The organism is Leptolyngbya sp. UWPOB_LEPTO1 (assembly GCF_017302695.1).
In the GTDB taxonomy this organism is placed as follows: Bacteria; Cyanobacteriota; Cyanobacteriia; order Leptolyngbyales; family Leptolyngbyaceae; genus Leptolyngbya; species Leptolyngbya boryana.
The window spans coordinates 74878-100100 of record NZ_JAFLCJ010000010.1; the positions used below are offsets into that span (position 1 = coordinate 74878).

Consider the following 25223-nt stretch of genomic DNA (forward strand, 5'->3'; position numbering starts at 1 on the left):
GATGTTAGAAGCTAGCTTTAATCAACTGGTTGACGAAATTCGTAGTCAACTCCAACCCGATGAGCAATTTACCCTCACTCTGAACTGTGAGCAAAGCCAGTTCATTCGATTCAATCACGCTAAGGTTCGGCAAACGGGAACTGTCAATGATGGCAGTCTTCAGCTGGTCTTGATGCACAACCATCGGAGTAGCTACCGGGAATTTCCGTTTACTGGCAATCTTGAGTGCGATCGTCAAACGGCTGAAGCTGCGATCGCACTCCTGCGCGAAGAAGTCCCCCAACTGCCTGAAAATCCTTATCTCGTCCTGCCTTCAGGCAATCACATCAGCCGAGAATCCCATGCTGGCAAGCTCATTGCTGCTGATCAAGTTGTTTCAACCCTGCTTCCAATGGTGTCGGATCTCGATTTCACGGGAATCTATGCCGCAGGTTCTGTGATTCGAGCGTATGCGGATTCAGTCGGTCAACAGCACTGGTTTGACACCGATTCTTATTCGCTAGATTACTCACTGTTTACCGCCGATGGACAAGCCGTAAAAGGCACATTAGCCGGATCGACTTGGGATGAGGCAGCCTATCAATCTCGGATTGAAGAATCGCGCGCGCAATTATCGTTAATGTCCAACGCGCCAAAGCTGATTCAGCGTGGACAGTATCGCACTTATCTTGCACCGGCTGCGATCGCGGAATTGATGACAATGCTTTCTTGGGGAGGAATTAGTGAATCGTCTCACCAACAAGGCGGCAGTTGCTTTAGTGCGATGCGTCGAGGTGAGAAGAAACTTTCGCCTAAGTTCACACTGAAAGAGAATTTCACATCCGGCTTAGTTCCCAGATTTAACGAACTCGGCGAGATCGCACCCTTAGAACTTGCTTTGATCGAATCAGGCGAACTAGTCAACATGCTAACCTCGTCTGCAACCGCAAAAGAATATGGGCTGGAAGCAAATGGCGCGACCCAAGGAGAAGAACTGCGATCGCCCGAAATTCTCCCAGGTGACCTAGACCACGATGCGATTCTCAAAACCCTCGATACTGGACTATATCTATCGAATTTGCATTACCTGAATTGGAGCGATCGTCCCACAGGTCGCATCACTGGAATGACGCGCTATGCGTGTTTCTGGGTTGAGAAGGGCGAGATTATTGCGCCGATCGAAAATCTCAGATTCGATGATAGTCTCTATCAATTTTGGGGAGATAATTTGGTCGCTCTGACGAATTTTCAAGAATTTATTCCCGACATTGGAACGTATGAGCATCGCAATTTAGGCGGCGTTCTTGCTCCTGGAATGATTGTGGAAGATTTTACGTACACGCTTTAATTTCAATCTGTAGAATCGAACCTACTGGAGTGAGTCAGGAGAACAGCCGGATGCTGCCCATGTTTGATCTCAAATCGACTGCTCTGTTAATTATTGACTTTCAAGCAGATTACTTTCACGGTGGCGCAATCCACGTCACTGGCGCTGCGGAAGTCCAACCCAAAGCTCAGCAAGTTTTAGCCGCCGCTAGAACAGCAGGATTGCCCATTATCCATACCAAAGAAGTACATCGTAAAGAAATGGTGGATTTTGGGCGAGAGCTAGATGGTGCTGAACCTGTTCACTGTCTCGAAACTTGGGCTGGCACTGATTTTCATCCTGATTTCTCTCCTCGGGATGGAGAGTTTACGATCGCCAAACGACGCTACAGTGCTTTCTTTGCTACTGATCTGGATCTATTGCTGCGGGGTCTCGGCATCAAAACATTAGTCATCATGGGCACATTGACCAACGTGTGTGTACACTACACGGCTGTTGACGCTCACCAGCACGATTATCACTTTTATGTCATCGAAGATTGCTGCATGGGTTCAGATTGGGATGCCCATTGGGCTGCTCTCAAATCAATGGCATACTTACAGCAAAAATCCCGCTTGACTCATCACGAATTTATTGAAGCAATGTCTCGCTTAACTCAAGGTGTTGCAAATTAAGCAGTTGAATCGAGTTCAACTGCTAATTGAATTGTCTGTGCCACATCGCATCAATCAGCTATCCTTCAGATGTAAAGGCAGCCTTTAGATATCGAGAAATTGTGAATAGACATGAAAATCTATCCTGAAAGACTCGAAATTACCTGCAAAATCTAGTAGGCTAGCTTCCAATTTGTAAAATATTTTGCCAAACTTACAGTTCATGACTGTGTTTTTCAACACCCCCTATCTCCTGCTGGCACTTAGTACAGCACTCACTGCGATTCATCTGAAACTTATTTGGAGAAGTGGACATCATGGACAATTTCTAGAAGCTGCCCTGATCTGTTGGGCTGCCACTTGGTTTCTCGTCTGGCGCAACCATCAAAACTTGAAATTTGAGAGCAATCCTGTACCGAGCGCGATCGGATCATGCTGTATTGCTTGGGTCTTGCTCAGAAGTCTAGGCATTTCAGAATATGACTCTTTCTTGAGATTTGCACCGATCGTATCTGGAATTGGAGTCGCTTTACTCGCATCAGGCTTTGCCCTGAAACAGTACTGGCGCGCACTTCTCGTATTGGCATGGATGGCGATCCCGACGACGACTCTCTTAACCCAATTCGACATTTCGCCCCTTACTGCAGATGTCAGCGGTAGCCTACTCTGGTACTCCGGATTTCGGGTGATTCAAGACGGGGTTTTACTTCATATGCCGACTGGAAGTGTCGAAGTCTATCCAGGATGTTCAGGGATTCAGCTGATTTGGCAGCATTTGTTACTGGGTTGCTTGTTTGTGATTCTCTTCCCGATCGGACTTATACGATCGCTGATCGTACCCCTCGCTGGAATGCTCATCGCCTTCCTCACAAACGCGATTCGGGTGGCACTGATGGCAATTCTGGTCGCTCAAAATCAGCGAGAAGCCTTTGATTATTGGCATTTAGGTACAGGTTCGCTAATTTTCTCAATGATCTCCGTCGCGTTGTTCGGTTTCCTGTGTTACTTCTTGCTCGAACAAGCCGATCGGGCTGCTGAAAACGATGAGGTGCAAGCATGAAAACCTGGGAGACCATTCGCAATTATTGGTTAGCTGCTGCGCTTGCAAGTAGTGGTTTAGTGCTGCTCAAACTCACAGTTACACCCCCTCAGAAGCTACCCCAACTTAGCTATTCTTTTCCAGCAGCCATTCCCCTGTCCCGCTGGGAATTTGTCAAAGCCACCTCAATTGGCACTCAAAAACGCTATACCCCTTCGCTTGCGACAAGCGTCGATGATTTAACGATCGCTGGACAGCAGTATCGCTATCTTCGCCAGGGTCGCTCTCTGGACATTGAGATGCGCTACTTTAATGACACCTACACCAAAGTCTCGGACATTCTTGAAGAATCTACGATTAACAACACCAACATTGATTTCGAGGCCAGGCACTCAACGACCGGCAGCTATGCGGTCTATCAGCGATCGAATCGACTTTACTTTTCCGCCTGCATTCCAGTCACGCGAGATACGACTGTGACCGATGGCGAACTCAGAGGCGCGCAGACTCGACCCGATTTTCTGATGCAGCGTGTTTTCCCCTGGTTCATCGGGAGAACTCAACTGCGCGATTTACGCTGTCTCTGGACTAACGCCTCACTCCCAATCGATCCAAAGGCTCCAACGACAACTCGGCAAGACTTAGAGCAAGCTTGGACAGAATGGATAGAGTGGTGGCAGCAGAATTATCCGTCGATCAAAAACGAGTAGAGACGCTCCAGTAGGAACGCCTTTACAGCGTTAAGGGATTATGGCTTCCGTCTTCTGCGGCGCTGAATCAAAGCTCCAAATGCGATCGCAGTCCCAGACCCCAGAATTGTCATTGGTTCTGGGACAGGAGTATTCGGGCAGTTTGGTTTATTGGGACAGATAGGATTACCTGGATTACCTGGATTACCTGGATTGCCTGGATTGCCTGGATTACTCGAACTAACCAGTCCTCCTGGACCACCTGGAGGATTTGAACTGCTATCCTTCCCTCCACCCAAAAACGGAAGTGCACCGAGCAGCAGCAATGGTTCCCAGGGAAATCTTCTCCCACCGACCGTCGTAGGTAAGACTCCTACCGGAGGCGGGGAGGGAAGTTGCGAAACGGCTTCAGGAGGTTCACCCCCGCCCATCGCACAAGTGGTTCCTTTCAACTGCACGATAAAGTCATCAAAATCACGATCTTGTTGTCCTCGGTTCCGCACAAGTTTAGAACCTGTATCGTCCCAATTCACCATCACCCCACTCGAGCACAGATCGCTCGCACCGCCTGTGAATTTAACTTGTTGCTCTTGATTGGGATTCAGAACGTTCTCTGAGTAAAGAATTCCAGTCGGGCGACCATTAAAGCTAGATTCTAAATACAAAACGTATCGCTTGTTTCCTTTAAACGTAAATCGTGCAGTTGGATTTGCAACTGCATTGCTTGGGGTTCCTCGAAAGTCAGTATTGGTTCCAGTATGATTCCGAAACGAGGAAGGCTTAAAAATAGATTCTGCATCATCCGCAGCTTTCGTTTCTACAATCAACGGAGTTTTCTTTTTCGTATCGACTTCCATGACTCCGAAAGTCGATTGATACGCACCATGAGATTCTATGAAGTTAGAATCAAGCGTTGTATCTTGCTCAAATTGTAGCCCCGAGTTATTGATCATCGTAGCAGCACGGACTGGAACCCAGAAATTACTGAGAAGCCATCCCCCTGTAATACTGAGGGTTAGCAGTGTCCACGATCGACGAGAGCCACGATTTGAACAACCCGCCAGTTTAAAAGTACTGACTGGATAAAAGTTTGACTTAGGGCATGTCAAACCGAAGAAACTTTTTGCCATACATTACAGACCTTACAGGAAGACGGAGAGTGTTTTGGTTGATGCCCCTGTAATCTGCACTTGGACTAAGAACGTAATTAGACGTTCTGAGGAAAAATTGCCAAAATATCAGCTATGAGACTAGGTATTTTTAGCAGGATTTTCAAATTATTGCCATAGAGTCCTGAGTTATTTTACACAAGCTTAAATAATCATCCTGAATAATTACGCAGAACCCTCTTCTTCTTTTAATGTACAAGATAAACCTCGGAAATCGTATTCCTACGGATCAAATTGGCAGGCGATCGATATCTCGATTTGCGCCGATGACAACAATCGCAATCCCCTTAGAGAGCCGTGTATTCGGATCAGGATTGATGATAAATTTTCCCTGATGACTAAAGGCAAGCAAGTTTAAGCCGTAGTGCGATCGCAGTCTCAGTTCCGCGATTGTCTTGCCATGGAAGTTTTCGGGTGCGATGAGTTCAACAATACTATTTTCAGGATCAAGCTCAAATCGTTCTAAAATTCCAGGTTTGGTCAGCGATCGCGCTAAGTCGCAACCCATTTCATGTTCTGGAAAGACAACGTGATCGGCTCCAACTTTTTTCAGCAATTTCTCGTGGATTTCTGAGGAAGCTTTGGCAACCACATGACGCACCCCGCCTTCTTTGACGTTCATCGTCGTAATGATGCTTTCCTGAACGTAATTCCCGATCGCAATAATCACAGTATCTTGCTCAAAAATTCCGGCTTCTCGGAGTGCCACTGGTTGAGTCGAGTCGATTTGGCGAGCATGGGTGACAATCCGATCGTTTAACGCTTGATCAACTCTACCCTTATCGAAGTCAGCCGCTAGAACTTCATAGCCAGAGTTATGCATCGTGGCACAAACTGCACGACCAAAGCGCCCCAATCCAATGACAGCGAACTGTCGATTTCGGTTATCCGATTTCAAACTATGGAAGAACCCTAACGACGATAAGTTCACGTCCCTGTCCTCAATATGACTCTTGATTGTTCATGATAATTTGAAAATGTTACCCAACTAGTAAATTTTCTTCAGGATAGTTAACAAAACTCGGCTTGGGATCACCCAGAATCGCACTCATTAAGAGTAAGACTCCGACCCGCCCGACGTACATGACAGCAATGATCACCAGTTGTCCAGGAATCGATAGATTTGCCGTTCCAAAGGCGGTTAAGCCAACCGTGGCAAAGGCTGAGACAACTTCAAACAGAATGTGAATGAAATCAAGTTTGGCATCGGTCAGAGCAATGAGGATGGTTGCCCCAATAACAGTGCCGATCGAGCCAACAAGCACAGCGACCGCTTTCAGAATCAGAGCGGAAGGAATCTGCCGCTGTGAGCCTAAAACAACTTCTTTGCCCTGTAGAACAGCCTTGGTGCAGTCTAATAAAACTCTGACCGTTGTAGTTTTGATACCGCCGCCCGTTCCGCCTGGACTTGCACCCATAAACATGAGCGCGATCGTGATGAACAAGCCCGCAGTCGTCATTTTGGTAATGTCGATCGTATTAAATCCGGCAGTGCGGGGTGTGACAGATTGGAACCAAGCTGCCATCAGTTGATGCGGCAGACTTAAAGCTCCAAGCGTATTGGGATTACGGAATTCGGTCGCGTAGAATGCGATCGTACCGAGAATTAGAAGCGAGATCGTGGTGCTAGTTGCAACTCTAAAATTGAGAGAAAAATTTGAGCGGCAAGGATTGCGCATGATGCGATTGCGAATCCATTGATATAGCTCCATAATGACTCCGTAGCCGATCCCGCCAAAAATAATTAATCCAGTGATCGTAAAGTTCATGACTGGATTGGTTACGTATTGCACCAAGTTGTCTGAGAACAAGCCGAATCCCGCATTATTAAAGGCGTTGACGCTGTGAAAGATTGATTGCCACAGTGCCCACAAGGGTTGATCCTGATATTGTGGGACAAAAACGGTCATCAACAGAATCACACCCGTCAGTTCAAAAACTAGAGTCGTTGCGATAATCGATTGCAGAAGCCCTGCGAGTCCTGAAAGTCCTTGGACATCCAGTGATTGTTGAACTGCGATTTTCTCTCTCAGTCCTAATCGTTTCCCAAGCAGGAGTAATAAAACTGTGGTAGCAGTCATGTAGCCAAGTCCTCCGACTTGGACTAAGAGCACCAGAAAAAACTGCCCCCAGAATGAATAAAACTTGCCGACATCGACAACTGATAGCCCTGTTACACAGACGGCTGAAGTTGCGGTGAAAAGGGCTGCAACAGGGCTGTTCCATTCTCCGGAAGCGGTTGAGAAGGGAAGCATTAAGAGCAGAGCGCCGACTAGAATTACTGCGAGAAAGCCTAGACAAATAGTACGTGCGACAGTCATGAATACGTTGCGGGAGTACGACCAAGCAGAAAGATTGTAGGCTAAATATGCAGAAGAGATTTAGCTTAGCCTGCTGATGGATCAGATTAGATTTCAGTTTCTCACGGTTCGATCGTGCTGAATCAAAATCTCGATCGTTAGCTTCATAATCCTAGCTAAATGCTCTCGATTCTGCTGGATATTCAAACGATTGAGGAATTTGATGGTTGAGGAATTTGAAGTCAGTCATTTGAAATTCGCGCAGCAGGGAGTTTTCACAATTGTCCAAAGTAGAGAAATTGCTCAGGCCTGAATATGGTTAGCTGCTCATTCAAGAATGATATTCCTGGTCTTTATTGCTACTTTTCATCACTCAACGGTTTGTTTATGCTGAAGCGTAAAACCAATGAGATTAAACTGTATGCAAGATTCAAATAGCCTGCTGTTTATTTAGCCAAAAAGATGCCTAAGGTGATCAAGGCAATCATTCAGCCCGAAACTGGGTTAGATTCAGAGATAAGTGATTTAGCCTGCTGACATCTCGAACAGCTAACCCTCTGAACTTTTAACCTTCAGCGATGAACAGGCGATCGTATCCGTCAAAACCGCACTCGCTATTGCACCTGTATGAATCTCAAGATGGGCGTTGTCAGGCGCTTCAAACAGTAAGCGTTGTCCCGGAAATACCACCCGCTCAAAATACCAATTCTCAATATTCGCAATTCGGGCAATCTGAACTTGGGGCGTTGAATTGACGTAGCAGCACAAATCAAACGTCAGCGCTGATCGCACGTTCGTTGAAAGAGAATTCATTTTTTCTAAACAAAAATATTTTCCCGTCGATCGTACTCGGACTTCTTCAATTTGACGCTCTATCTTTCTGTAGAAATTCCGCCAAATCGACTCAATTTCTCTAAACAGCTGCTGAAATCCTTGTAGATATACACATTGGCCTCTTCTTAACCGGATTCTTCATATAAAGCTTTGATGAAACGACCCATTCAAACTTTAAGGATTGTGTTTGAATCTTTCCCTCAAACTTGTCTATCTGTGCAAGCGAGGGCAATCTGGAATGAGTTCAGAAAAATAGCGTATTCAAACGGTTGACTTTTCAAAGTTTTTTCTCTATGGAAAAATGGAAAAGTCAGAACTGCAAATCCAAATACTTCTACCAAGATTTTGATTTACAGTTCTAACATGCATCTCACACAATCAGGCGATATCACTGGGAATATTGGCATCAGACACCGCATCTGCCTGGGATTGCCAATATTCATGAATCAAACTTTCTAGCTCCGATCGCTGAACCTCAGTTCCGATCGTCGCATTTCCGGGTGTTTCAAAAAAAATAGTGCTGTAATCCTTATCCATTGCCAGCATTTGAAACAGGATATGCGTCACGGGGACAGGTAAAGCAATTAAATTCGGATCACTCAGATCATAAGGACTAGAAGCCACGTCTTTGAGACTGGGAAACGCATAAACCACGTTTTTCTCTGTCTCGCCTTGGGTACGATGATTCAGGGTTAACATCACCCAATCTTGATTGAGCGTCTGCACTACATAATATTGAAGATGTCGTAACCGCTGAGCGATCGCGCTTAAAACCGGAGCGATAGACTCAATAAGCTGAGGAGTAGAGCCGTCTTTGGGTGCGTCATTAATCAGCGCTTGAAGTTGTTGATCTAGAGTCATACGTACCGTCCGCAAATAATCAGGGATTTCTACCACTATTGTGATCTAGGCATCACAAAAAAGTTCCATCAAACCAATGAGAGAAAGCCATTGATTTGCACGACACTAGAAACCGTGGGGGAAATCTGCCAGAGCGTGGATGCGATTCTTCAGCTATTACTAGGCGAACTGAAACAAGCAACCCATGCCTCTGAGCGCAATTGTCAAGAAGTCGCCGATCGACTCACCCAAGAAGTCGTCCGAATTTGCTCCGAGAGCAAACGGATTCAAGCTTCCGGCGAAATTCAAACCTGGGCAACGACTCTTGCCAAGCATCGCCTTCAACAATGTCTGTCCTATTACAAATTAGGGTCGCGTCGTGGTCGCGCTGAGCTTCACAGCAATTTGAGTGCTGTGATTTACCGCTACATCACGCCACCCCAAACTCAATCGAGCTACCAAGCCCGACTCGTTTTGATCGAAGACTTCTTACAAGGCTTTTACATGGAAGCGCTGAACGCCTTCCGGAGAGAGTCGCAGTTGGGAGCCGAATACACGCCCAAAACCACGCTAGAGCTTGCGGAATACATGGCGTTCACCGAGCGTTATGGCAAGCGTCGTATTCCCCTACCCGGACACCGGAACCAACAGCTGATCATTTTGCGCGCACAGACCTTTTCTCAGCAGCAGCCCATCGAAACTCTCGTGGATTTGGAGCAAGCCGCAGAAGGGTCGATGTCAGAATCTGAGAATCCTTGGAATATGGCCTCAATTCAGCAAGTCCGCGAGCAAATGGTCGCGCAAGAACCCGAATTAGCTGAAGATACGTTGCGGCAATCGGTTGTCAAAGAATTGATTGCTTATCTCGAAGAACGGAAGCAGCATGACTGTATCGACTACTTTACGTTAAGACTTCAAGATTTACCGGCCAATGAAATTGAAGCAATTTTGGGCTTAACCCCGCGTCAACGGGATTACTTACAGCAGCGATTCAAATATCATTTGATTCGATTTTCGTTCTCTCACCATTGGGAGCTGGTGCATCAATGGCTAGAAGCCGATTTAGAGCGCAATCTGGGACTCTCCAATCGACAGTGGAAACTGTTACATCAACGGGCAACGAAGTCTCAAGCTGAACTGCTTCATCTCAAGCAACAAAAATTACCCGAGAGCACGATCGCTCAACGGTTAGGTTGCACGGTGAATCAAGTTCAGAAACAATGGTTTAAACTCCTTGAGCAAGCTTGGGAAATTCGTAATGACCAAGATTCCGGAGGAACGCTCTCGGCTGATGAATAGGGTGTTATCACAATGGATCACGACTTAGAAAGCAGAACTAGAGTTCTATTAAAACTGTTACAAAACCTAGGATTGGTCAATCCATCCGATCCGAGGGTCACTTTTGAACAGTTCGATCAACATCGTGATGCTATCCGTGAGGATCGTTCCACCTCACACTCGTCCTCGTCTGAGGACTTATCACACCAACCGGGAGAGATACCTGCTGTGCAAGATCGTTTTCATGCGCTGCTAAAACGTCGTCTTCTGATGGAGGCTGAGCAAAAGCCGCCCGTTTTTCCTTGGGAAAAAGAAGCGGTTCATTATGATGCTGAGTCAACGATCGAAGCGCAACCTGTTTTAGCCGCAGCATCTGTTTGGTTAAGTCAAATTCGTCATATGAATTTGCCGATCCCTTTGCCTGAAGCGGTGATGACCGAACTTCTGGCACGGTGTCAATCGGCGTTATTTTCTTCGCTGCGAGAAGGAGCAAAACTGGTTCAGGCAGTGGACACCCTGTTTCCGGGGCAGTCTCAACTGCTCAACAATGTTGCAGGGTATGTGATGGTTTCTCCAGCTCGGTCTTCTGTTGCCAAGCTGCAAGACCTCGCGACTGAGCTTGGAGAGGAGTTGCCGAAGTCTTTTGAGGGTGCGATCGACACGCAGCAAATGGCGTTATCGCTACTAGCAGCCCGCGAGATTCTGAGTACATTGACGTTGAAGATTTCGACACAGCAACCTCGGATTGAGCGGGAATGGCTGACTGAGCTTGGAGCATTTACCCTACGGATGGAATATAAGACAGATTGCTTACGAATTGAGGCAGAGCTTCCTTGTGGCGGCAGTCTTCAGTTCCAAGGCGAGGAGTCTCGGTCTTTAGTCGATCGCGACGGAGCGGGTCGGCTGAATCTGGAGATTCGGGAGTTCGCTGTCGATCGCGTCTATCCGTTAGAAGTTCGTTTAGGCGAACAAGATGTGTTGACGTTTGCTGTGAACGTTCAACGTTAAAGCCAATTGGAATTTGAGTAAAAGTGAAGGGTGGGATAGAAGATGCTATCTGCCCTTCGTTTTTTTGTTGGGAGATAGGGAGTGGGGGATAGGAAGATAGGGAGCAATCTAAGTTTGAGTTCTCCCCATCTCCCAACTTCCGAAAAATAACTGCGGTTCACAACGACCTCCACACTTTCCCTCTCCCAAGCCCTACGAAAAATTAGGCTCTTCCTTCCGTGCTGCAAAATCTGCTGCGCGTGCAATCCGAATACTTCCTTGAGGCGAAACATAGGCGACTTCAGGGAAGTATTGTGCAAGGGGCGTTTCTGGGGCGCGAGCAACATAATCCGCGATCCGAATCTGAGTTGGCTCCATTTGCAGCGCCATGATGAGACATTTTGCATTGCCTTTACATCCTGCGTGCGCTACGCCTCGCAAGCGACCCCACACTAAAATATCGCCTTCTGCAATGATCGAACTTCCAGGATTGAGATCTCCAACAACTACGACTGTTCCGTTATGACGAATTTCTGCACCCGATCGTAATGTCATTTGGATATAGAGCGGATCCTCCATCGCTGTTGCAGGCTCAGAATTCGGAAGTAATGGGGAAGCAGCCGTAATTTGTTCAACCGAGTAGCCTGCAGTTGCAGCAACAACAGCCGTTTGACGACGACGGGTATGCACCCATTTCAATTGCAATTGCACTTCAGCCAAAGCTTCTGCGATCGCGCTAATTTGCCGTGTATCGAGCAAGCGATCGTCACTGACCAAATGCACAGGGGTATTCGGCTGCCAAAATCGTTCCTGACCCATTAAAAGCTGTTTGAATTGCTGCCACAGTTCTACCCAAGCCAGGGCAATCTTTGAATTCTCGGATTCGGGCGGCAAAATCAGATGCAGTTCCCCCTCTTTTGTTTTGAGGCGGACTTGGAGATCTGCGATCGCGACTGTCTGAGGAGATAGCTCGCTCGATGTAGAAAGACTGCTATCCGTGATCTCGCTGGATGCATGAGCGTCACTAGATGCAGTGACATCAGTTTTAGGGTTCTCAGCGGTTGGAGTGTCTGAGGAAGGTGTAGGGGCTTCTAGAGGCTTCTCCAGAGTTGGATCTGAAGTCACTGAGAGTGGGTCAATGGGGGTGGGCGAAACAGAAGTGTCAGGAGTCATGCCTTAATGGTGGGGCTGCAACGGATAGATCATATTGAGTCATTGAGCGGATTGCAAGTTGTTTCGATTGACAGACGAAAAAGATCGGAATTTGAGTTAGCGTTTTGTCGTGAATTTAAAGAATGGATCGAGATGTAGGGTTATTTCAAATTATGTAAAGTATCTTCCCCAAATGAGAATTATTTTGGGAAAACCGGAGATGGAAGTACTGAAATCGAGAGTGAGGAAAGATGTCAGAGTTAATTCAAGCTGTTCTCAAGAGTGAGGAACGATCTGATTTTCGTCAGTTTGCGAGTTTATTAAGATCATCTGATAAAAAGTATTTGCTTAGAAATGAGATTCTTCAACTTTTTAGCGAGAAGTCGGAGCAATTTTCCGATTCACCAAATCTACAAAAATTAATCCGATATGTTCAAGAAATTATTTTAGAAAACGATTTTTTTTGCCTGATTATCCGTCCGAGAATTGCAAGGCAAGAGGCGTACCGAATTCTTGAAGATTTGACAGTAGAACCGATGAGTGTTCAAGAATTGCTCGATTTACGCGATCGCTTTGTCAACCACTATCATCCCCAAGAAGGGGATGTATACGAAATTGATTTTGCGCCCTTCTATGACTATTCGCCTGTATTGCGTGATCCAAAAAACATTGGAAAAGGTGTTGAATATCTCAACCGTTTTCTATCTAGCCAATTATTTCAAGATGAGAAAAAGGGGCAAGTTTCGTTATATCAATTTCTACAGTTACATCGATATAACGGGCTTCAATTGTTGATTAATGAGCGGATTCGCTCCACCGAAGAATTAAGCGATCGCGTGAAGCAAGCCTTAGGAATTGTCAGCGATCGTGATCCAAATGATCCTTATCAAACCTTTCGATTTGAATTACAAGATTTAGGATTTGAACCAGGTTGGGGTAACACAGCGGCAAGGGTTCGAGAAACGTTAGAAATTTTAGATCAATTAATTGATTCACCTGATCACCAAACTTTAGATGCTTTTATCTCGCGAATTCCAATGATCTTTAGAGTGGCATTAATTTCGCCGCATGGATGGTTTGGACAAGAAGGCGTTTTAGGCAGACCTGATACGGGCGGGCAAGTCGTCTACATTCTAGATCAGGTTAAAAGCTTGGAAAAACAGTTGCAAGAGGATCTTGCACTTGCAGGTTTAGCTATCTTGGGTGTGCAGCCGAAAGTCATCGTTTTAACGCGATTGATTCCAAATAGTGATGGAACACTTTGTAATCAGAGACTTGAAAAGATTTATGGCACAACAGATGCTTGGATTTTAAGAGTTCCATTTCGAGAATTTAATCCACATTTGACACAAAATTGGATTTCTCGATTCGAGATTTGGCCGTATTTGGAGACCTTTGCAATCGATGCAGAACGTGAGCTTCGAGCGGAGTTTCAAGGCAGACCGGATTTAATTATCGGTAACTATTCTGACGGAAACCTCGTTGCTTTTTTACTAGCAAGACGACTCAAAGTAACACATTGTATTATTGCTCATGCGCTTGAGAAATCGAAATATCTTTTTAGCAATCTTTACTGGCAAGATCTAGAAGATAAATATCATTTCTCGCTGCAATTTACGGCAGATTTGATTGCAATGAATGCAGCAAACTTTATCATTAGCAGCACCTATCAAGAGATCGTTGGCACACCTGAAAGCGTTGGTCAGTACGAATCTTACAAATCTTTTACTATGCCAGATTTGTACCATGTTGTTGATGGGATTGAGTTATTTAGTCCTAAATTCAACGTTGTTCCTCCAGGTGTGAATGAAGCCGTATTCTTTCCCTTTACTCGCACAGAAGATCGACTATTAAACGATCGAGAACGGCTAGAGAATCTTCTGTTTTACGATGACGATCCTGAACAAATCTACGGCAAATTGGATAATCCAGATAAACGTCCGTTGTTCTCGATGGCGAGACTTGATCGCATTAAAAATCTCACAGGACTGGCTGAGACTTATGGACAAAGTGAATCTCTGCAAGAGCGATGTAATTTGATCCTAATTGCGGGGAAACTTCGCACCGATGATTCAACCGATCACGAAGAAATTAGCGAAATCGAAAAGCTGTATGAAATTATCGATCGCTATCAGCTCAAGGGCAAAATTCGCTGGCTTGGTGTGCGTCTGCCCAAAATTGACACGGGAGAGGTGTATCGAGTCATTGCTGATCGAGAAGGAATTTTTGTGCAGCCTGCTTTATTTGAGGCATTTGGCTTGACGATTCTTGAAGCGATGGTGACTGGGCTGCCAATGTTTGCAACTCGATTTGGAGGTCCACTTGAAATTATTCAGAACAAAGTGAATGGATCTTATATCAATCCAACCAATTACGAAGAAACAGCAGAAGTAATTTTAGAGTTTCTAGACCAGTGCGATCGCGATCCGCACTATTGGAGCCAGATTTCGCAGCGGGGAATCGAGCGAGTCTACAGTACTTACACTTGGAAAATTCATACAACGCGGCTGCTCTCACTTGCCAAAATTTATGGCTTCTGGAATTACACTTCGCAGGATCATCGCGAAGATATGATGCGATACATTGAATCGCTGTTCTATCTGCTCTATCGCCCTAGAGCGCAAGGATTGTTAGCTGAACAACTCCAGAGATCGTAAAGATAAGAAAAAAGAGAGTGAAGTTTTGCACTCTCTTTTTTGATGATTGTCGTGTTTTCTAACGGATTTAGATTTCCGCTTCGGTATCGCGTTGTTTGCGGTAACGCACTGCGATCGCGCTCACTAACGCTAATGCTGCGATCGTGCCAGGTTCAGGTACTTTCGTAGGTTTAGGTGTGGGCGGTTTCGGAGGAGTTGGAGGTGCCGGAGGAGTAACCGGTGGGGTCGGATCGTTGGGTTTTGTTCCATCGATCGGCGTGTCGAATATTGGAGGGGTAACTGGAGGAGTCACCGGAGGAGTAGTTGGGGGGGTAGTCGGAGGAGTAGTTGGAGGAGTAGTTGGGGGGGTAGTCGGAGGAGTAGTTGGAGGAGTAGTTGGGGGGGTAGTTGGGGGATTAGGCACAGTGACGGAGGTCGCACGACCCGTACCGCTTGTGCCTAATGATGTACCCGCAATACTTTGGTAACGAACTCCAAGATTGCTGAGTGTGAGGCTATTTACTGCACCTGCCAGTGTGAGTGAGAAGTCAAACGTTCCAGTACCGCCAGACGTGCTGATACCGCCATTTCCGCCCCCTTGGCAAGTGTTTCCAGCGTTGAAACAAACATCAACATTGCCGAACTGATTTGGAAATGCACCATCCAAATGCGCACTAGTAAACAACCCACTCGCGCTTGAACGCACTAGATTCGAGCTTGTGTCGAAGCCTAATCCTGTCACACGAGAGGTAATGCCACCGCTAGAGGTGTCGTCCAACACCGCTTTAAATTTCGCGATCGTATTTCCTGCAACAGTCTCAAATCCATTGAATGTGAAGTCAACAAATGAAGACAACCCGGCAACAGATTGAGTTCCAACGTTCCCATCAAAATTGACGCGGAAGATTTTTCCTAAATCTGCTAGTCCAACTGTGAAAGAACTGGTTGCTGGTGTTGCTGGTTGGGTGGGAGCCACAACGGGAGTGGTATTAGATTTTGAGTTATTTTTGCCATTATTCGCAAATGCTGGATTTGCAATAGAGAGCAAGCTTAAACTCAGAATTCCTGCACAGATTAGCAGTTTGGTGGGTGACAAGAATATTGACATCTGAGTAATATTTGAGAGTCCATGTATACCCTATTACATCAATTGACTGGTCGTTCCTGATAATTTTGCTGACTTTAGAATCACTTCACAAAAGTTACATTATTCAGTGGTCATACGGTCACATTCATCTTGTAGCGTTGAACGTTTCCTATCAAAATTCCAATCAATTCAGTCGGAACCGTCTGTGTATCATATTTAGAAATTGATTAATTTATACAACTTATATCAGTGTTATGACGGATTCAAAGAGTTTCTAGCAGATAGAGAAAGAGCTTGATGTGAAATTTGAAATTCTGAGTTTTTACTGAGGTGGTTTTCATGGCATCCATACGTCAGACCTTGTTTGAGTCATTCGTGGCGCTTTCCCGTGATTTCAGCAGTGCCGAAATTTTAGATTCCGACATAATGGTTCCTGTTTTGACAGTGCACTGAGTCGATAACATGCTGGCGATCGCACAATTTTTCGCGTTGATGAAACGAGTTTGGCTAATTTGGTTCTGCGCGAGTTTGCTTTATCTGAGTTTGACGTTGCCTGCCTTTGCTCAAGAAGTCGATCAACTCAAACAGAAGCAGCAGCAAGTTGATCAACAGCGAGAACTCGTACAGAAAGAGCGAGAAAAAGTGCAACGCCAAGAACGATTAGCACAAAAAGATCTCACCGGAATTCGACGTAATATCCAGGTAACGACTAGCCAGATCAAGACAACTGAAGCAAACTTGATAAATGCTAATCAAGTCTTGAAGAATTTGGAGAAAGATTTAGCCGCAACCGAGAGAACTTATCAGCAACGGCAATCTTCCACCGTTTCTCGTCTGAGATTTTTGCAACGTCAGCAGGGCAGTAATGGCTGGGCAGTTTTATTACAAAGTCAAGACTTGAATGATTTTCTCGATCGACGTTTCCGGCTCAAACAGATCTATAAGAATGATCGTAAAACGCTAACAGACTTAAAAATAGAAGCGGCGAAAGTCGATCGCCAACGGCAGCAAGTTGAACAGCAAAAGAATAATATTGCCCTGATTGCTCAACAGTTAATGGCACAGAAGGCGCAATTTGAGCAGCAGGCAGAGTATCAGAAAGAAATTGTCGAGCGTCTCAGAACCAATCGTCGGGCATTAGAAGCCGCAGAAGCACAATTAGAGAAAGATTCCAAAAGCATTGGCGAATTGATTCAAAAGCGGATTGCGGAAGAACGTGCTCGCAACGGAATTGTGATTTTGGGAACGGGTCAATTCAACTTACCGAGTGCAGGCCCGATCACCAGTGGATTCGGATATCGAATGCACCCAATTTTGGGATATCAGCGATTCCATGCTGGAATCGATTTTGGGGCAGATTACGGTAGCCCGATTATGGCAGCCGATCGAGGCGTTGTCATTTTTGCCGGATGGTATGGCGGATATGGAAATTCGGTCATTCTGGATCATGGGAATGGAATCACAACGATGTATGCTCACGCACAGGAATTGTATGTGAGTGAAGGGCAAACGGTGGAGCGAGGAAAAGCGATCGCGGCGACAGGTTCGACCGGATTATCCACAGGACCACATTTACACTTTGAAGTCAGGAAAGACGGTGAGCCTGTTGATCCTGCTGGATATTTGTAGGGTCTCATGCTCAATCGACCGATTCCTTTTTGGGAACGCTAACAAGAACGTATTTCAGGTTAGGAAGCGGGTAATGATCGGGGAAGATCAGTTTGAAGCAACATCAGATGCGACAGGATATCTTTGGCGAGTTCTCGATCAAGTTGCAACGCCAATTTTTGTTCAGAATCATCATCAGCAAATCGTTTTTGCCAATCAAGCTTTATGCACGCTCGCACACTATAGCGCGGCTGAATTTCTTCGCAATGTCGATCGTATTCTCTCACCTGACCTCACAACAGGACTGACAGCCGGAACTCAAACGGGATATCTGTATGATGCCAATGGCGGGACTCAAGAGATTTCGGTTGTAAAATCCGCTGTTCAAGGAATGCCCCTGATCGTTGCAACGATCAAAGAGACAGAATCCGCAAATTCAGATCAACTGGATCAAGCGATTCAAGAACGGAAAGCCGCAGAAGTTGCATTAATGCGATCGCAGCAGCGGCTGACCTTACTCATTCAACAATCCCCATTTGTTTTTGTCGAATGGGGAGCAGACTATAAAATCCAAACCTGGAACTTTGCTGCACAACGAACATTTGGCTACTCCCGAAAAGAAGCTGTCGGGCAGTCGCTTGAGAAAATTTTGCCAGAGTTTCTCAAAGCAGACTTTTTAACCGTCATTGCCCCATTACTGACCCAATCAGGAACAACACAACAGATCCAGAAACATTTGACTTTGAGCGGTGAAACGATTATTTGTGAATGGTTTCACTATCCGTTACTCGCTCCGAATGGTAGTGTGATGAGCATTGTTTCAATGGGAATTAACATTACCGATCGTGTGAATAGCGAAGCAGAACGTAGACAAGCAGAACTTGCGCGATCTCAGTCTGAGCAGCGATTAGCGCTTTTAGTTCAACATGCGCCCCTCGCGATTATTGAATGGACACCCCAACTCACGGTCAAAGAGTGGAATCCAGCCGCAGAGTTTATGTTTGGCACATCGAGAGATGAAGCGCTTGGGAAACCTTGCGATTACTGGATTCCCAGTAACGTGCAGCCTGAGGTCAGCAAAGTAATCACGCGATTGATAGAACAGACAGGAGGAAAGCGCAACATTAATGAGAACATCCGCGACAATGGAGAAATTATTACTTGCGAATGGCATAACAATACTGTCTTAGACGCAGATGGAAATATTGTAAGTATTGTTTCGACAGTACTTGATATTACAGAGCGTATCCGATTAGAAACAGAGCGCGAACAAACTGCGATCGCGTTGCAAAATTCAGAACAGCAGCTTCGTCAAAAAGCACAGGAACTTGAACAAGCATTTCGGCAATTGCAAAAAACACAAACGCAATTGATTCAGACTGAGAAAATGTCGAGTTTAGGGCAATTAGTGGCAGGAATTGCTCATGAAATCAATAATCCTGTGAGCTTTATCTATGGCAATTTAGAACCCGCAAAGCAGTATGTTGAAGATTTGCTGAGCGTAATCTGGCTTTATCATGAGGCGTATCCCGTTCCGCCTCAGAAGATTGCCGAAGAACTAGAAGCCCTCGATCTAGAGTTTATGCAGCATGATGTATTCAAACTTCTAGATTCAATGGGAACCGGAGCCGAACGCATTCGGGATATTGTGCGATCGCTGCGAAATTTCTCACGCCATGATGAAGCTGAACTGAAGGCAGTGGATTTACGTGAAGGACTCGAAAGTACTTTAATGCTGTTGCAGCATTTGTTGAAAGCCAACCGAGCTTCGGGAACTTCAATGATGCGCCCTGCCATTCAGGTCACACAGAACTCTGATCGTTTGCCGAAAGTTCAATGCTTTGCAGGACTGCTCAATCAGGTATTTATGAATTTGATCTCGAATGCGATCGAAGCAATTGATGAGCGGTGGCTGCTAGAAGAAATTGATTTTATCCCGGAGATCACGATTGAAGCGGTGCTCTTTACTGAAGAGGTAGACGGACAACCGACGCAATGGGTACGAATTCAGATCACAGATAACGGAATTGGCATGTCAGTTGCGACGCATCAGCGGTTGTTTGACCCATTTTTTACGACTAAACCGATTGGTCACGGTTCAGGATTAGGATTGTCGATTAGTTATCAGATTGTCACCGAGCAACATGGGGGACGGTTGTGGTGTGACCATCAGGCAGAGCGGGGAGCCACGTTTGTGATTGAGATTCCAGTGCGGCAGTTGCAGTGGAGTTAGGGAATTTTGGCGATGACTTACCAATCGTCATAGCTGGACTCACCTTCTGCGGCGCGTGGCACGACATTTGGAGGAGTTGTATAAGAGACCAGTTCTAACTGGCGTGAAGCCGATCGCGGTTTTTTCTTCTGATTCGGATTCCGTCGTCGGGAAACGCCTTCTTCGTTAGTATCTTCTGCCACGACTTCATACAGAATGGCTAATTTTCCTGGATCTTTGCTTTTGCGCAGAATTCGTCCCATCCGTTGAATGTACTCGCGTGCCGAACCCGTGCCCGAAAGCACGATCGCAATACTTGCATCGGGAACATCTACCCCTTCATTTAACACACGAGAAGCAACGAGCGATCGATACTCTCCTTGCTTAAATTTGGTCAGAATCTCATGCCGTTCTTTGACAGGCGTTTGATGGGTAATGGCGGGGATCAACAGATCCTGAGAAATTCGATAAACCGTAGCGTTATCATCTGTGAAAATGAGCGTGCGTTCAGGATAATGACGCGCGAGTAAATCGGCAAGAACTCTCAGTTTTCCCTCGGTTCCAAATGCGATCGCTTTTGCTTCTCGATGCGCTAACATCGCTCGGCGTCCGGCTTTGGATCTCGCGCTTGCTTGCACAAATCGCTGCCAACCTTGAGCGCTACTCAGATAGAGATTGGATTGTTTGAGAAAAGCATTGCGAATTTGAATCAGTTGATCGTAGCGTTCTCGCTCCTGTTGAGAAAGTGCGACACGAATCTGAATTGCTTCGTGTTTCGCAAGGGCTGAACCGGATAATTCTTCTGGCGTTCTCCGATAAACTTCTTGTCCGATTAACGTCTTGAGATCTTCATGTTTGCCATCGGTGCGCTCTGGCGTTGCCGTCAACCCTAAGCGATAAGGCGCGATCGCATATTCTGCAATCACTCGATTAAAGTCGCTGGGCAAATGATGACATTCATCAAAGACTAGCAGCGCATATTGATTGCCTAATGTTTCTGCATGAATCGCGGCACTGTCATACGTTGCAACCAGAATCGGAGTGCGATCGCGCGATCCTCCGCCCAACAATCCAATCTCTGTATCAGGAAATGCAGCACATAAGTTCGCATACCATTGATGCATCAGATCCAAGGTTGGAACCATGATCAACGTACTGCGCTGGGTCGCTTGCATTGCCAACTGTGCCAGATACGTTTTCCCGGCTGCGGTCGGTAAGACCACGACACCTAATCGTCCTGAAGTTTGCCAAGCGTCTAAAGCTTCTTGCTGATGAGGATAAGGCTCCATTTCCACAGCAGGAACGAGATTGATCTGATCAAATCCTTTTGCGCGATCGTCGATTTCAATGCCTTCTGATCGCAGTGCTAACATCAATTCTCGATATTGATTTGCAGGCACCCGAAACTTCTCAATGCGATCGTCCCACACGGCAAATTCGATCCACGCTTTGCCCTTAGGCGGTGGATGAAGAATCAGCGTTCCACGATCGTAAGATAGAGCAGGCTTGCGTGGCATTTTAGTACATTTGTCACTTAATCCTTCTGCTGATCGTACCGGATTTTCGTGAGAAATGTTTTATAGTTCGATCCAGTCAGTTCGGATGATCCTTAGAGCACTTGATGCATCAAATTCGTTCGGACTGAATCTAATCTCGCACAGAGCTAGAATTGCTGATTCCGAATTCACGAATTGCTCAAGTTAAATGACTCAATTCCAATTACTGAATCTGTGTAATCGGCTCACCTTTGAGCAACCGAATTTCCTGTTCCTGCACCTTAATCTTCTTATTCATCTCTCGCACCCGACCTGTGAGAATCTTGACCAAATTTAAGGCAATCCCAGGCGTTTCATCGACTGCTTCATATAGCTGCTGCTGCGTCAAGACCAAACACTCACAAGGCTCGATCGCCGTCACGGATGCCGATCGCGGTTCCGAATCGAACAGCGACATCTCTCCAAAAAAATCTCCACGTTTATAGAACGTCAGATCTCGGCTGCCACTATGCACCCGAACGACCCCTTTAGAAATGACATACATGGAGCGTCCTTCTTGACCCTCAATCAGAATCGTATCGCGCACCCCATACGATCGCTCTTCCATAATCGATGCCAGCCGCACCAGGAAATCGTCCCGCAATTCCTTAAAAATGGGGACTCCTCGAACAAGCAATAAGCGTTCAAAACTGTTCAACATGGCTGGCTTTTTTCAACTTACAAACTAGATATCACCCTAAGATTCGGTTTTCAGGCGCGGTAGCGCTTCAGGATGTTGTGCTGGCAGACGCATCCCCAACTTTTTCATCATCTCTTGAACTTGCGCTGCCACAATGGGATTGCGCTCGTTCTGAAATCCTTGCAGCACCAGTCCTAACTTCTGAGGAAATTGGGTTGCGATATAGCTCAGAGCGGCTTCTCGAACATAGCCTCTCGGATGTCGCAAGCCTGATCGAATCGCATCTGGGCTGATATTCCAATGTGCCCGTTTTGCGAGATGGAAACAGCAAGCTAATGCCCAATCTGAAATAAAATGCCGCAGCTCGAGTAAATGGTTCAGTCGCTCGCTCGGTTGCATCGGCGTATAAGGCACAAGACTCGATAAACTCTGCAGCTTATCGATCGGCAACTCTCGATCCAAAACTCCCAGTAATGCCCGTTTACTATTAATGTCCAAGGTACTATCGAGAATTTCTAACCCTTGCGCGATCGCGGATTTCGATTCTGACTGTAAGTTATACTCTGCGACTCGAATCGAACCAATCGGATAGAGAAACTTCATCAGCAAGAAGATCCGCTCCAAACTATCGGCAGGCAACGTTTCTAATGCCGATCGCAAGAGCATCGTCTCATCACAGCGAATCCGCTCCAAAATCAAATCCATCGAAGCCGCATACACTTGCCCGATAAACATCAATTCTTGTTCGATCAGTTGTTCAATCCCTACACGTCCTAACTGCTCTGCGACTGCATCAATTCCTTTCTCGTTGGGCACTTTCAGCAGGATGCGTAATAGGGCACGTCGCGGAACTCCCCAAGAAGTTGTCAATCGAGAAATCAGCAGATCTAAAGCTTCTGGAGTGCCAATTTGTCCGATCGCACTCATCGCTTCAGTCCGAACTAACAGCGGTCGCTCCACATCATCCACAAGCCGAATCAGATTGTTGAGTGCGGTATCTTCTAAGCTCACGAGAGCTGACTTGGCGGCTTCGCGAGTGGGGCGATGATATAAACCCACCATCAGGTAACGGTAGAATTCTTCGGATCGAGTTGCTGCGATCGCTTCTAACGTTGCAGCTCTCACCTCAAACGATGGATCTTTGACCAACTTAGAGACATAAGGTTTGAGCCACAATCGTAAGCCTTGTAGATGTACGGCTCCTCCCAATGCCCGACAGCCAATCACGCGATCTTGAACTTGCTTGCTCGTCAACATCGAATGCAAGACATAGGTTGCTTCTGCCTTTTCGCTCATAGTCCCTTGGCGCAAAATCAGCGATGCTGCGGTCGCTCGCACAATAGAAGGATGATTTGGCTTGAGGTAATGCCGCAATTCACTGAATGAAGCAGATTCTTCGGTCAACCAGATATAGCGCAAAGCAACTGCCATTACTTCCGGAGCGGGACGCTGAGCGCAGAGTGATTTGACTGGATTTAAATATGCCGGATTCGGATGCTTGAGCATCACTTCGATGCTTTTGTACTGCAATTCTGGCGAAAGTCTAGAAAGCAGTGGAGCCAGAACTTCTCCTGAATTTCTGCCATCAATTTCACTTAAGAATTCGATACAGGCACGTTTATCTTCTTCGGTTCCGGGTTTTTCTAAAGTATCGATCGTCTTCTGTCGCAGCGCTTTCAAATCGACCTCTGAGGTGCTCAACTGTCCACGCCCCGCATTCAGAACGAGCAGATTGAGATACTCTTTTTTCAATGCACCAATCGTCCAGAGCCACACAATCGCGGCTGCAATCATCAGACTGAAACTGAGCGTCTGTTCTGCAACGCCAATGCCATTCATACTGAGCTTGACTAATCCCATGAGAATTAATCCAGTCACAGCAGTAGAAATAGGCTCTGCAATACTCCGAACTTTTGCTTGTTCTTGGTTACGAATATGGTCAGGAACAGAATAAAAGAGAAATGGCACACTTCCACTTAGCAGCGTGTAATGCAGTAATTCATAGAGAAACCGCAGTGCTAAAACTCCATAAAACACAGGAATCATCCCGGTCATGGAAATGCCTGTGAGACTCATGACGACGATCGGCAGCAGCATAATCGAGGTGAAAACCCCCATGCGATCGAGAACACGGCTCGAAAACATCCACTGCATCGCCAATTCGCAAATCCCCAATGCCCCGTTAAACAGTCCGAGAAAGCCAGCAACTTCGCCACCTACAATCTGAGAAGCCAGCCCCGAATCTTTGCCTAATTGCGTCAGAAATTGAAACTCAACCAGCAAGAGAAAAACCTGTGCCAGCGAAAAGAAGATCTGCAACAACTGCATATAACTTTTCATCTGTCCCTGAAGTCGGGGCGGAGAATGTTCGGCATTGTTGTCTTCTCGACGACGACGAGCCGTAGGAAAAGCTTGCCGATTGGCAAGACTCAAGCCAAACAGGACGATCGCGCCGAAGACCATCAGCCCAAATGCCAGAAGCAGTACGCTTGGAACCGCTTGATCTCGTGGAAATTGCCGCAGGACCCAAGGTAACGAAAACCCACCAAACACATCTGCAACCAGAATGCCGCTACTGATTAACGGATAGGTACGCTTAATTTCTCGGATATTAAACAACTGATTAGCGGTAATCGAAGCGTTCAAATCATTGAGAACATGGCTTGCCTCTAGCCAAAGCTGCATGGCAAAGATCGTAATCTGCACAATATAAAAGCTGCCAATCTGTGCTTCCGCAGATTCGCTAAGACCCAATGAAAAGAAGGGAAGGGGTGCAGCGAGTAAGAGCGCAATCCAAATAATCACCGATCGCAGCGGCAAAAATGTTTGCAGCCACGAGTACAACATTCCTAAAAGAATCTTCAGACCAGCACTTGTGATGTAGATGACGGGAAGATTCGCTGCGCCAAATTCTGAGAGAAAGCGATCGACCGAACAGGCTTCAAGCCACATCAGACCGGATGAAGTTGCGCTATAAGCCGTAAACATCCAAAACGTGCGCTGTCCTTCGCCTTTTCGGAGATTAATCCAGCGCAGGAACCGATTTTCGCCTGATTTTTGGGGAGCCGAATTTGACGCAACCATGTGGGGGTGTTCTCGTTAAATCGATGCACATGATTCCTTGATGTATGTGAGGAATCCTCCCTAAGATGCCCAAGTTTCTACCGAAGCAAAAGGGACAGCAAGAATTGATCTCACTGTCCCTTAATTGGGTTGGGGGAATGGAGGAATAGGGGAATGGCGATATTACGCTTCACA

At 46.2% G+C, this 25223-nt stretch carries 19 protein-coding genes; 9 read left to right on the forward strand and 10 right to left on the reverse strand.

Going from position 1 to position 25223, the window contains the following annotated elements; translation table 11 throughout:
- The first annotated feature begins 1 nt into the window (after position 1).
- The 4 genes from J0L70_RS16205 to J0L70_RS16220 all read left to right on the forward strand — a co-directional run bounded on the left by J0L70_RS16205 (position 2) and on the right by J0L70_RS16220 (position 3708).
- Positions 2-1327: a TldD/PmbA family protein gene (locus J0L70_RS16205; RefSeq protein ID WP_287455267.1), complete on the forward strand. Its 1326-nt coding sequence runs from the start codon at positions 2-4 to the stop codon at positions 1325-1327.
- Positions 1328-1377: 50 nt separating this feature from the next.
- On the forward strand, positions 1378-1980 hold the full coding sequence (locus J0L70_RS16210) for a cysteine hydrolase family protein (RefSeq protein WP_287455268.1): 603 nt from the start codon (positions 1378-1380) through the stop codon (positions 1978-1980).
- Positions 1981-2182: 202 nt separating this feature from the next.
- On the forward strand, positions 2183-3019 hold the full coding sequence (gene crtA, locus J0L70_RS16215; protein ID WP_190652001.1) for a cyanoexosortase A: 837 nt from the start codon (positions 2183-2185) through the stop codon (positions 3017-3019).
- Positions 3016-3708, forward strand: coding sequence for a cyanoexosortase A system-associated protein (locus J0L70_RS16220; RefSeq protein WP_287455269.1), 693 nt, complete (start codon positions 3016-3018; stop codon positions 3706-3708). Before crtA ends, J0L70_RS16220 begins: the two co-directional genes overlap by 4 nt.
- Before the next feature lie 38 nt (positions 3709-3746).
- On the opposite strand, the gene J0L70_RS16225 is transcribed toward J0L70_RS16220, so the two are convergent.
- The 5 genes from J0L70_RS16225 to J0L70_RS16245 form a co-directional block, all read right to left on the reverse strand.
- The gene (locus tag J0L70_RS16225; protein ID WP_287455270.1) at positions 3747-4817 is read right to left on the reverse strand and encodes a PEP-CTERM sorting domain-containing protein; all 1071 of its coding nucleotides are present in this window, start codon (positions 4815-4817) and stop codon (positions 3747-3749) included.
- Positions 4818-5085: 268 nt separating this feature from the next.
- Positions 5086-5787: a potassium channel family protein gene (locus tag J0L70_RS16230; protein WP_017288782.1), complete on the reverse strand. Its 702-nt coding sequence runs from the start codon at positions 5785-5787 to the stop codon at positions 5086-5088.
- Positions 5788-5836: 49 nt separating this feature from the next.
- The gene (locus J0L70_RS16235) at positions 5837-7177 is read right to left on the reverse strand and encodes a TrkH family potassium uptake protein (RefSeq protein WP_017288781.1); all 1341 of its coding nucleotides are present in this window, start codon (positions 7175-7177) and stop codon (positions 5837-5839) included.
- Positions 7178-7705: 528 nt separating this feature from the next.
- Positions 7706-7969 carry a DUF1830 domain-containing protein gene (locus J0L70_RS16240; RefSeq protein WP_287455271.1) on the reverse strand — a complete coding sequence of 88 codons (264 nt, stop codon included), beginning with the start codon at positions 7967-7969 and terminating at the stop codon, positions 7706-7708.
- A gap of 399 nt (positions 7970-8368) precedes the next feature.
- Positions 8369-8851, reverse strand: a complete 483-nt coding sequence (locus J0L70_RS16245) for a hypothetical protein (RefSeq protein ID WP_017288778.1) — start codon at positions 8849-8851, stop codon at positions 8369-8371.
- A 135-nt stretch (positions 8852-8986) separates the two neighbouring features.
- On the opposite strand from J0L70_RS16245, the gene hetZ reads away from it, so the two are divergent.
- A complete protein-coding gene (gene hetZ / locus J0L70_RS16250; protein ID WP_268242326.1) occupies positions 8987-10129 on the forward strand; it encodes a heterocyst differentiation protein HetZ in 1143 nt (380 codons plus the stop codon).
- Positions 10130-10336: 207 nt separating this feature from the next.
- Positions 10337-11116 carry a hypothetical protein gene (locus J0L70_RS16255; RefSeq protein WP_051077802.1) on the forward strand — a complete coding sequence of 260 codons (780 nt, stop codon included), beginning with the start codon at positions 10337-10339 and terminating at the stop codon, positions 11114-11116.
- Positions 11117-11308: 192 nt separating this feature from the next.
- Here J0L70_RS16255 and minC read toward each other — a convergent pair whose 3' ends face one another.
- The gene (minC, locus tag J0L70_RS16260) at positions 11309-12268 is read right to left on the reverse strand and encodes a septum site-determining protein MinC (RefSeq protein ID WP_268242327.1); all 960 of its coding nucleotides are present in this window, start codon (positions 12266-12268) and stop codon (positions 11309-11311) included.
- A gap of 230 nt (positions 12269-12498) precedes the next feature.
- Between minC and J0L70_RS16265 the strand changes: the two genes are divergently transcribed.
- Positions 12499-14904, forward strand: coding sequence for a sucrose synthase (locus J0L70_RS16265; RefSeq protein ID WP_287455272.1), 2406 nt, complete (start codon positions 12499-12501; stop codon positions 14902-14904).
- A 67-nt stretch (positions 14905-14971) separates the two neighbouring features.
- On the opposite strand, the gene J0L70_RS16270 is transcribed toward J0L70_RS16265, so the two are convergent.
- Entirely contained in the window at positions 14972-15991 is a 1020-nt protein-coding gene (locus tag J0L70_RS16270) for a cistern family PEP-CTERM protein (RefSeq protein ID WP_287455273.1), read from the reverse strand.
- A gap of 441 nt (positions 15992-16432) precedes the next feature.
- On the opposite strand from J0L70_RS16270, the gene J0L70_RS16275 reads away from it, so the two are divergent.
- Both J0L70_RS16275 and J0L70_RS16280 read left to right on the forward strand, forming a co-directional pair.
- Positions 16433-17599, forward strand: a complete 1167-nt coding sequence (locus J0L70_RS16275) for a murein hydrolase activator EnvC family protein (protein WP_287455274.1) — start codon at positions 16433-16435, stop codon at positions 17597-17599.
- 73 nt (positions 17600-17672) lie between these two features.
- Positions 17673-19811 carry a PAS domain-containing sensor histidine kinase gene (locus J0L70_RS16280; RefSeq protein WP_268242329.1) on the forward strand — a complete coding sequence of 713 codons (2139 nt, stop codon included), beginning with the start codon at positions 17673-17675 and terminating at the stop codon, positions 19809-19811.
- Between the two features lie 17 nt (positions 19812-19828).
- On the opposite strand, the gene J0L70_RS16285 is transcribed toward J0L70_RS16280, so the two are convergent.
- From J0L70_RS16285 to J0L70_RS16295, 3 genes are all read right to left on the reverse strand, one after another.
- Positions 19829-21307 (reverse strand): DEAD/DEAH box helicase family protein, encoded by a 1479-nt coding sequence (locus J0L70_RS16285; RefSeq protein WP_287455275.1) that lies wholly within the window; start codon positions 21305-21307, stop codon positions 19829-19831.
- 202 nt (positions 21308-21509) lie between these two features.
- On the reverse strand, positions 21510-21986 hold the full coding sequence (locus J0L70_RS16290; protein ID WP_017288769.1) for a Crp/Fnr family transcriptional regulator: 477 nt from the start codon (positions 21984-21986) through the stop codon (positions 21510-21512).
- 36 nt (positions 21987-22022) lie between these two features.
- Positions 22023-25049 carry an Npt1/Npt2 family nucleotide transporter gene (locus J0L70_RS16295; protein WP_287455276.1) on the reverse strand — a complete coding sequence of 1009 codons (3027 nt, stop codon included), beginning with the start codon at positions 25047-25049 and terminating at the stop codon, positions 22023-22025.
- Between the last annotated feature and the right edge of the window lie 174 nt (positions 25050-25223).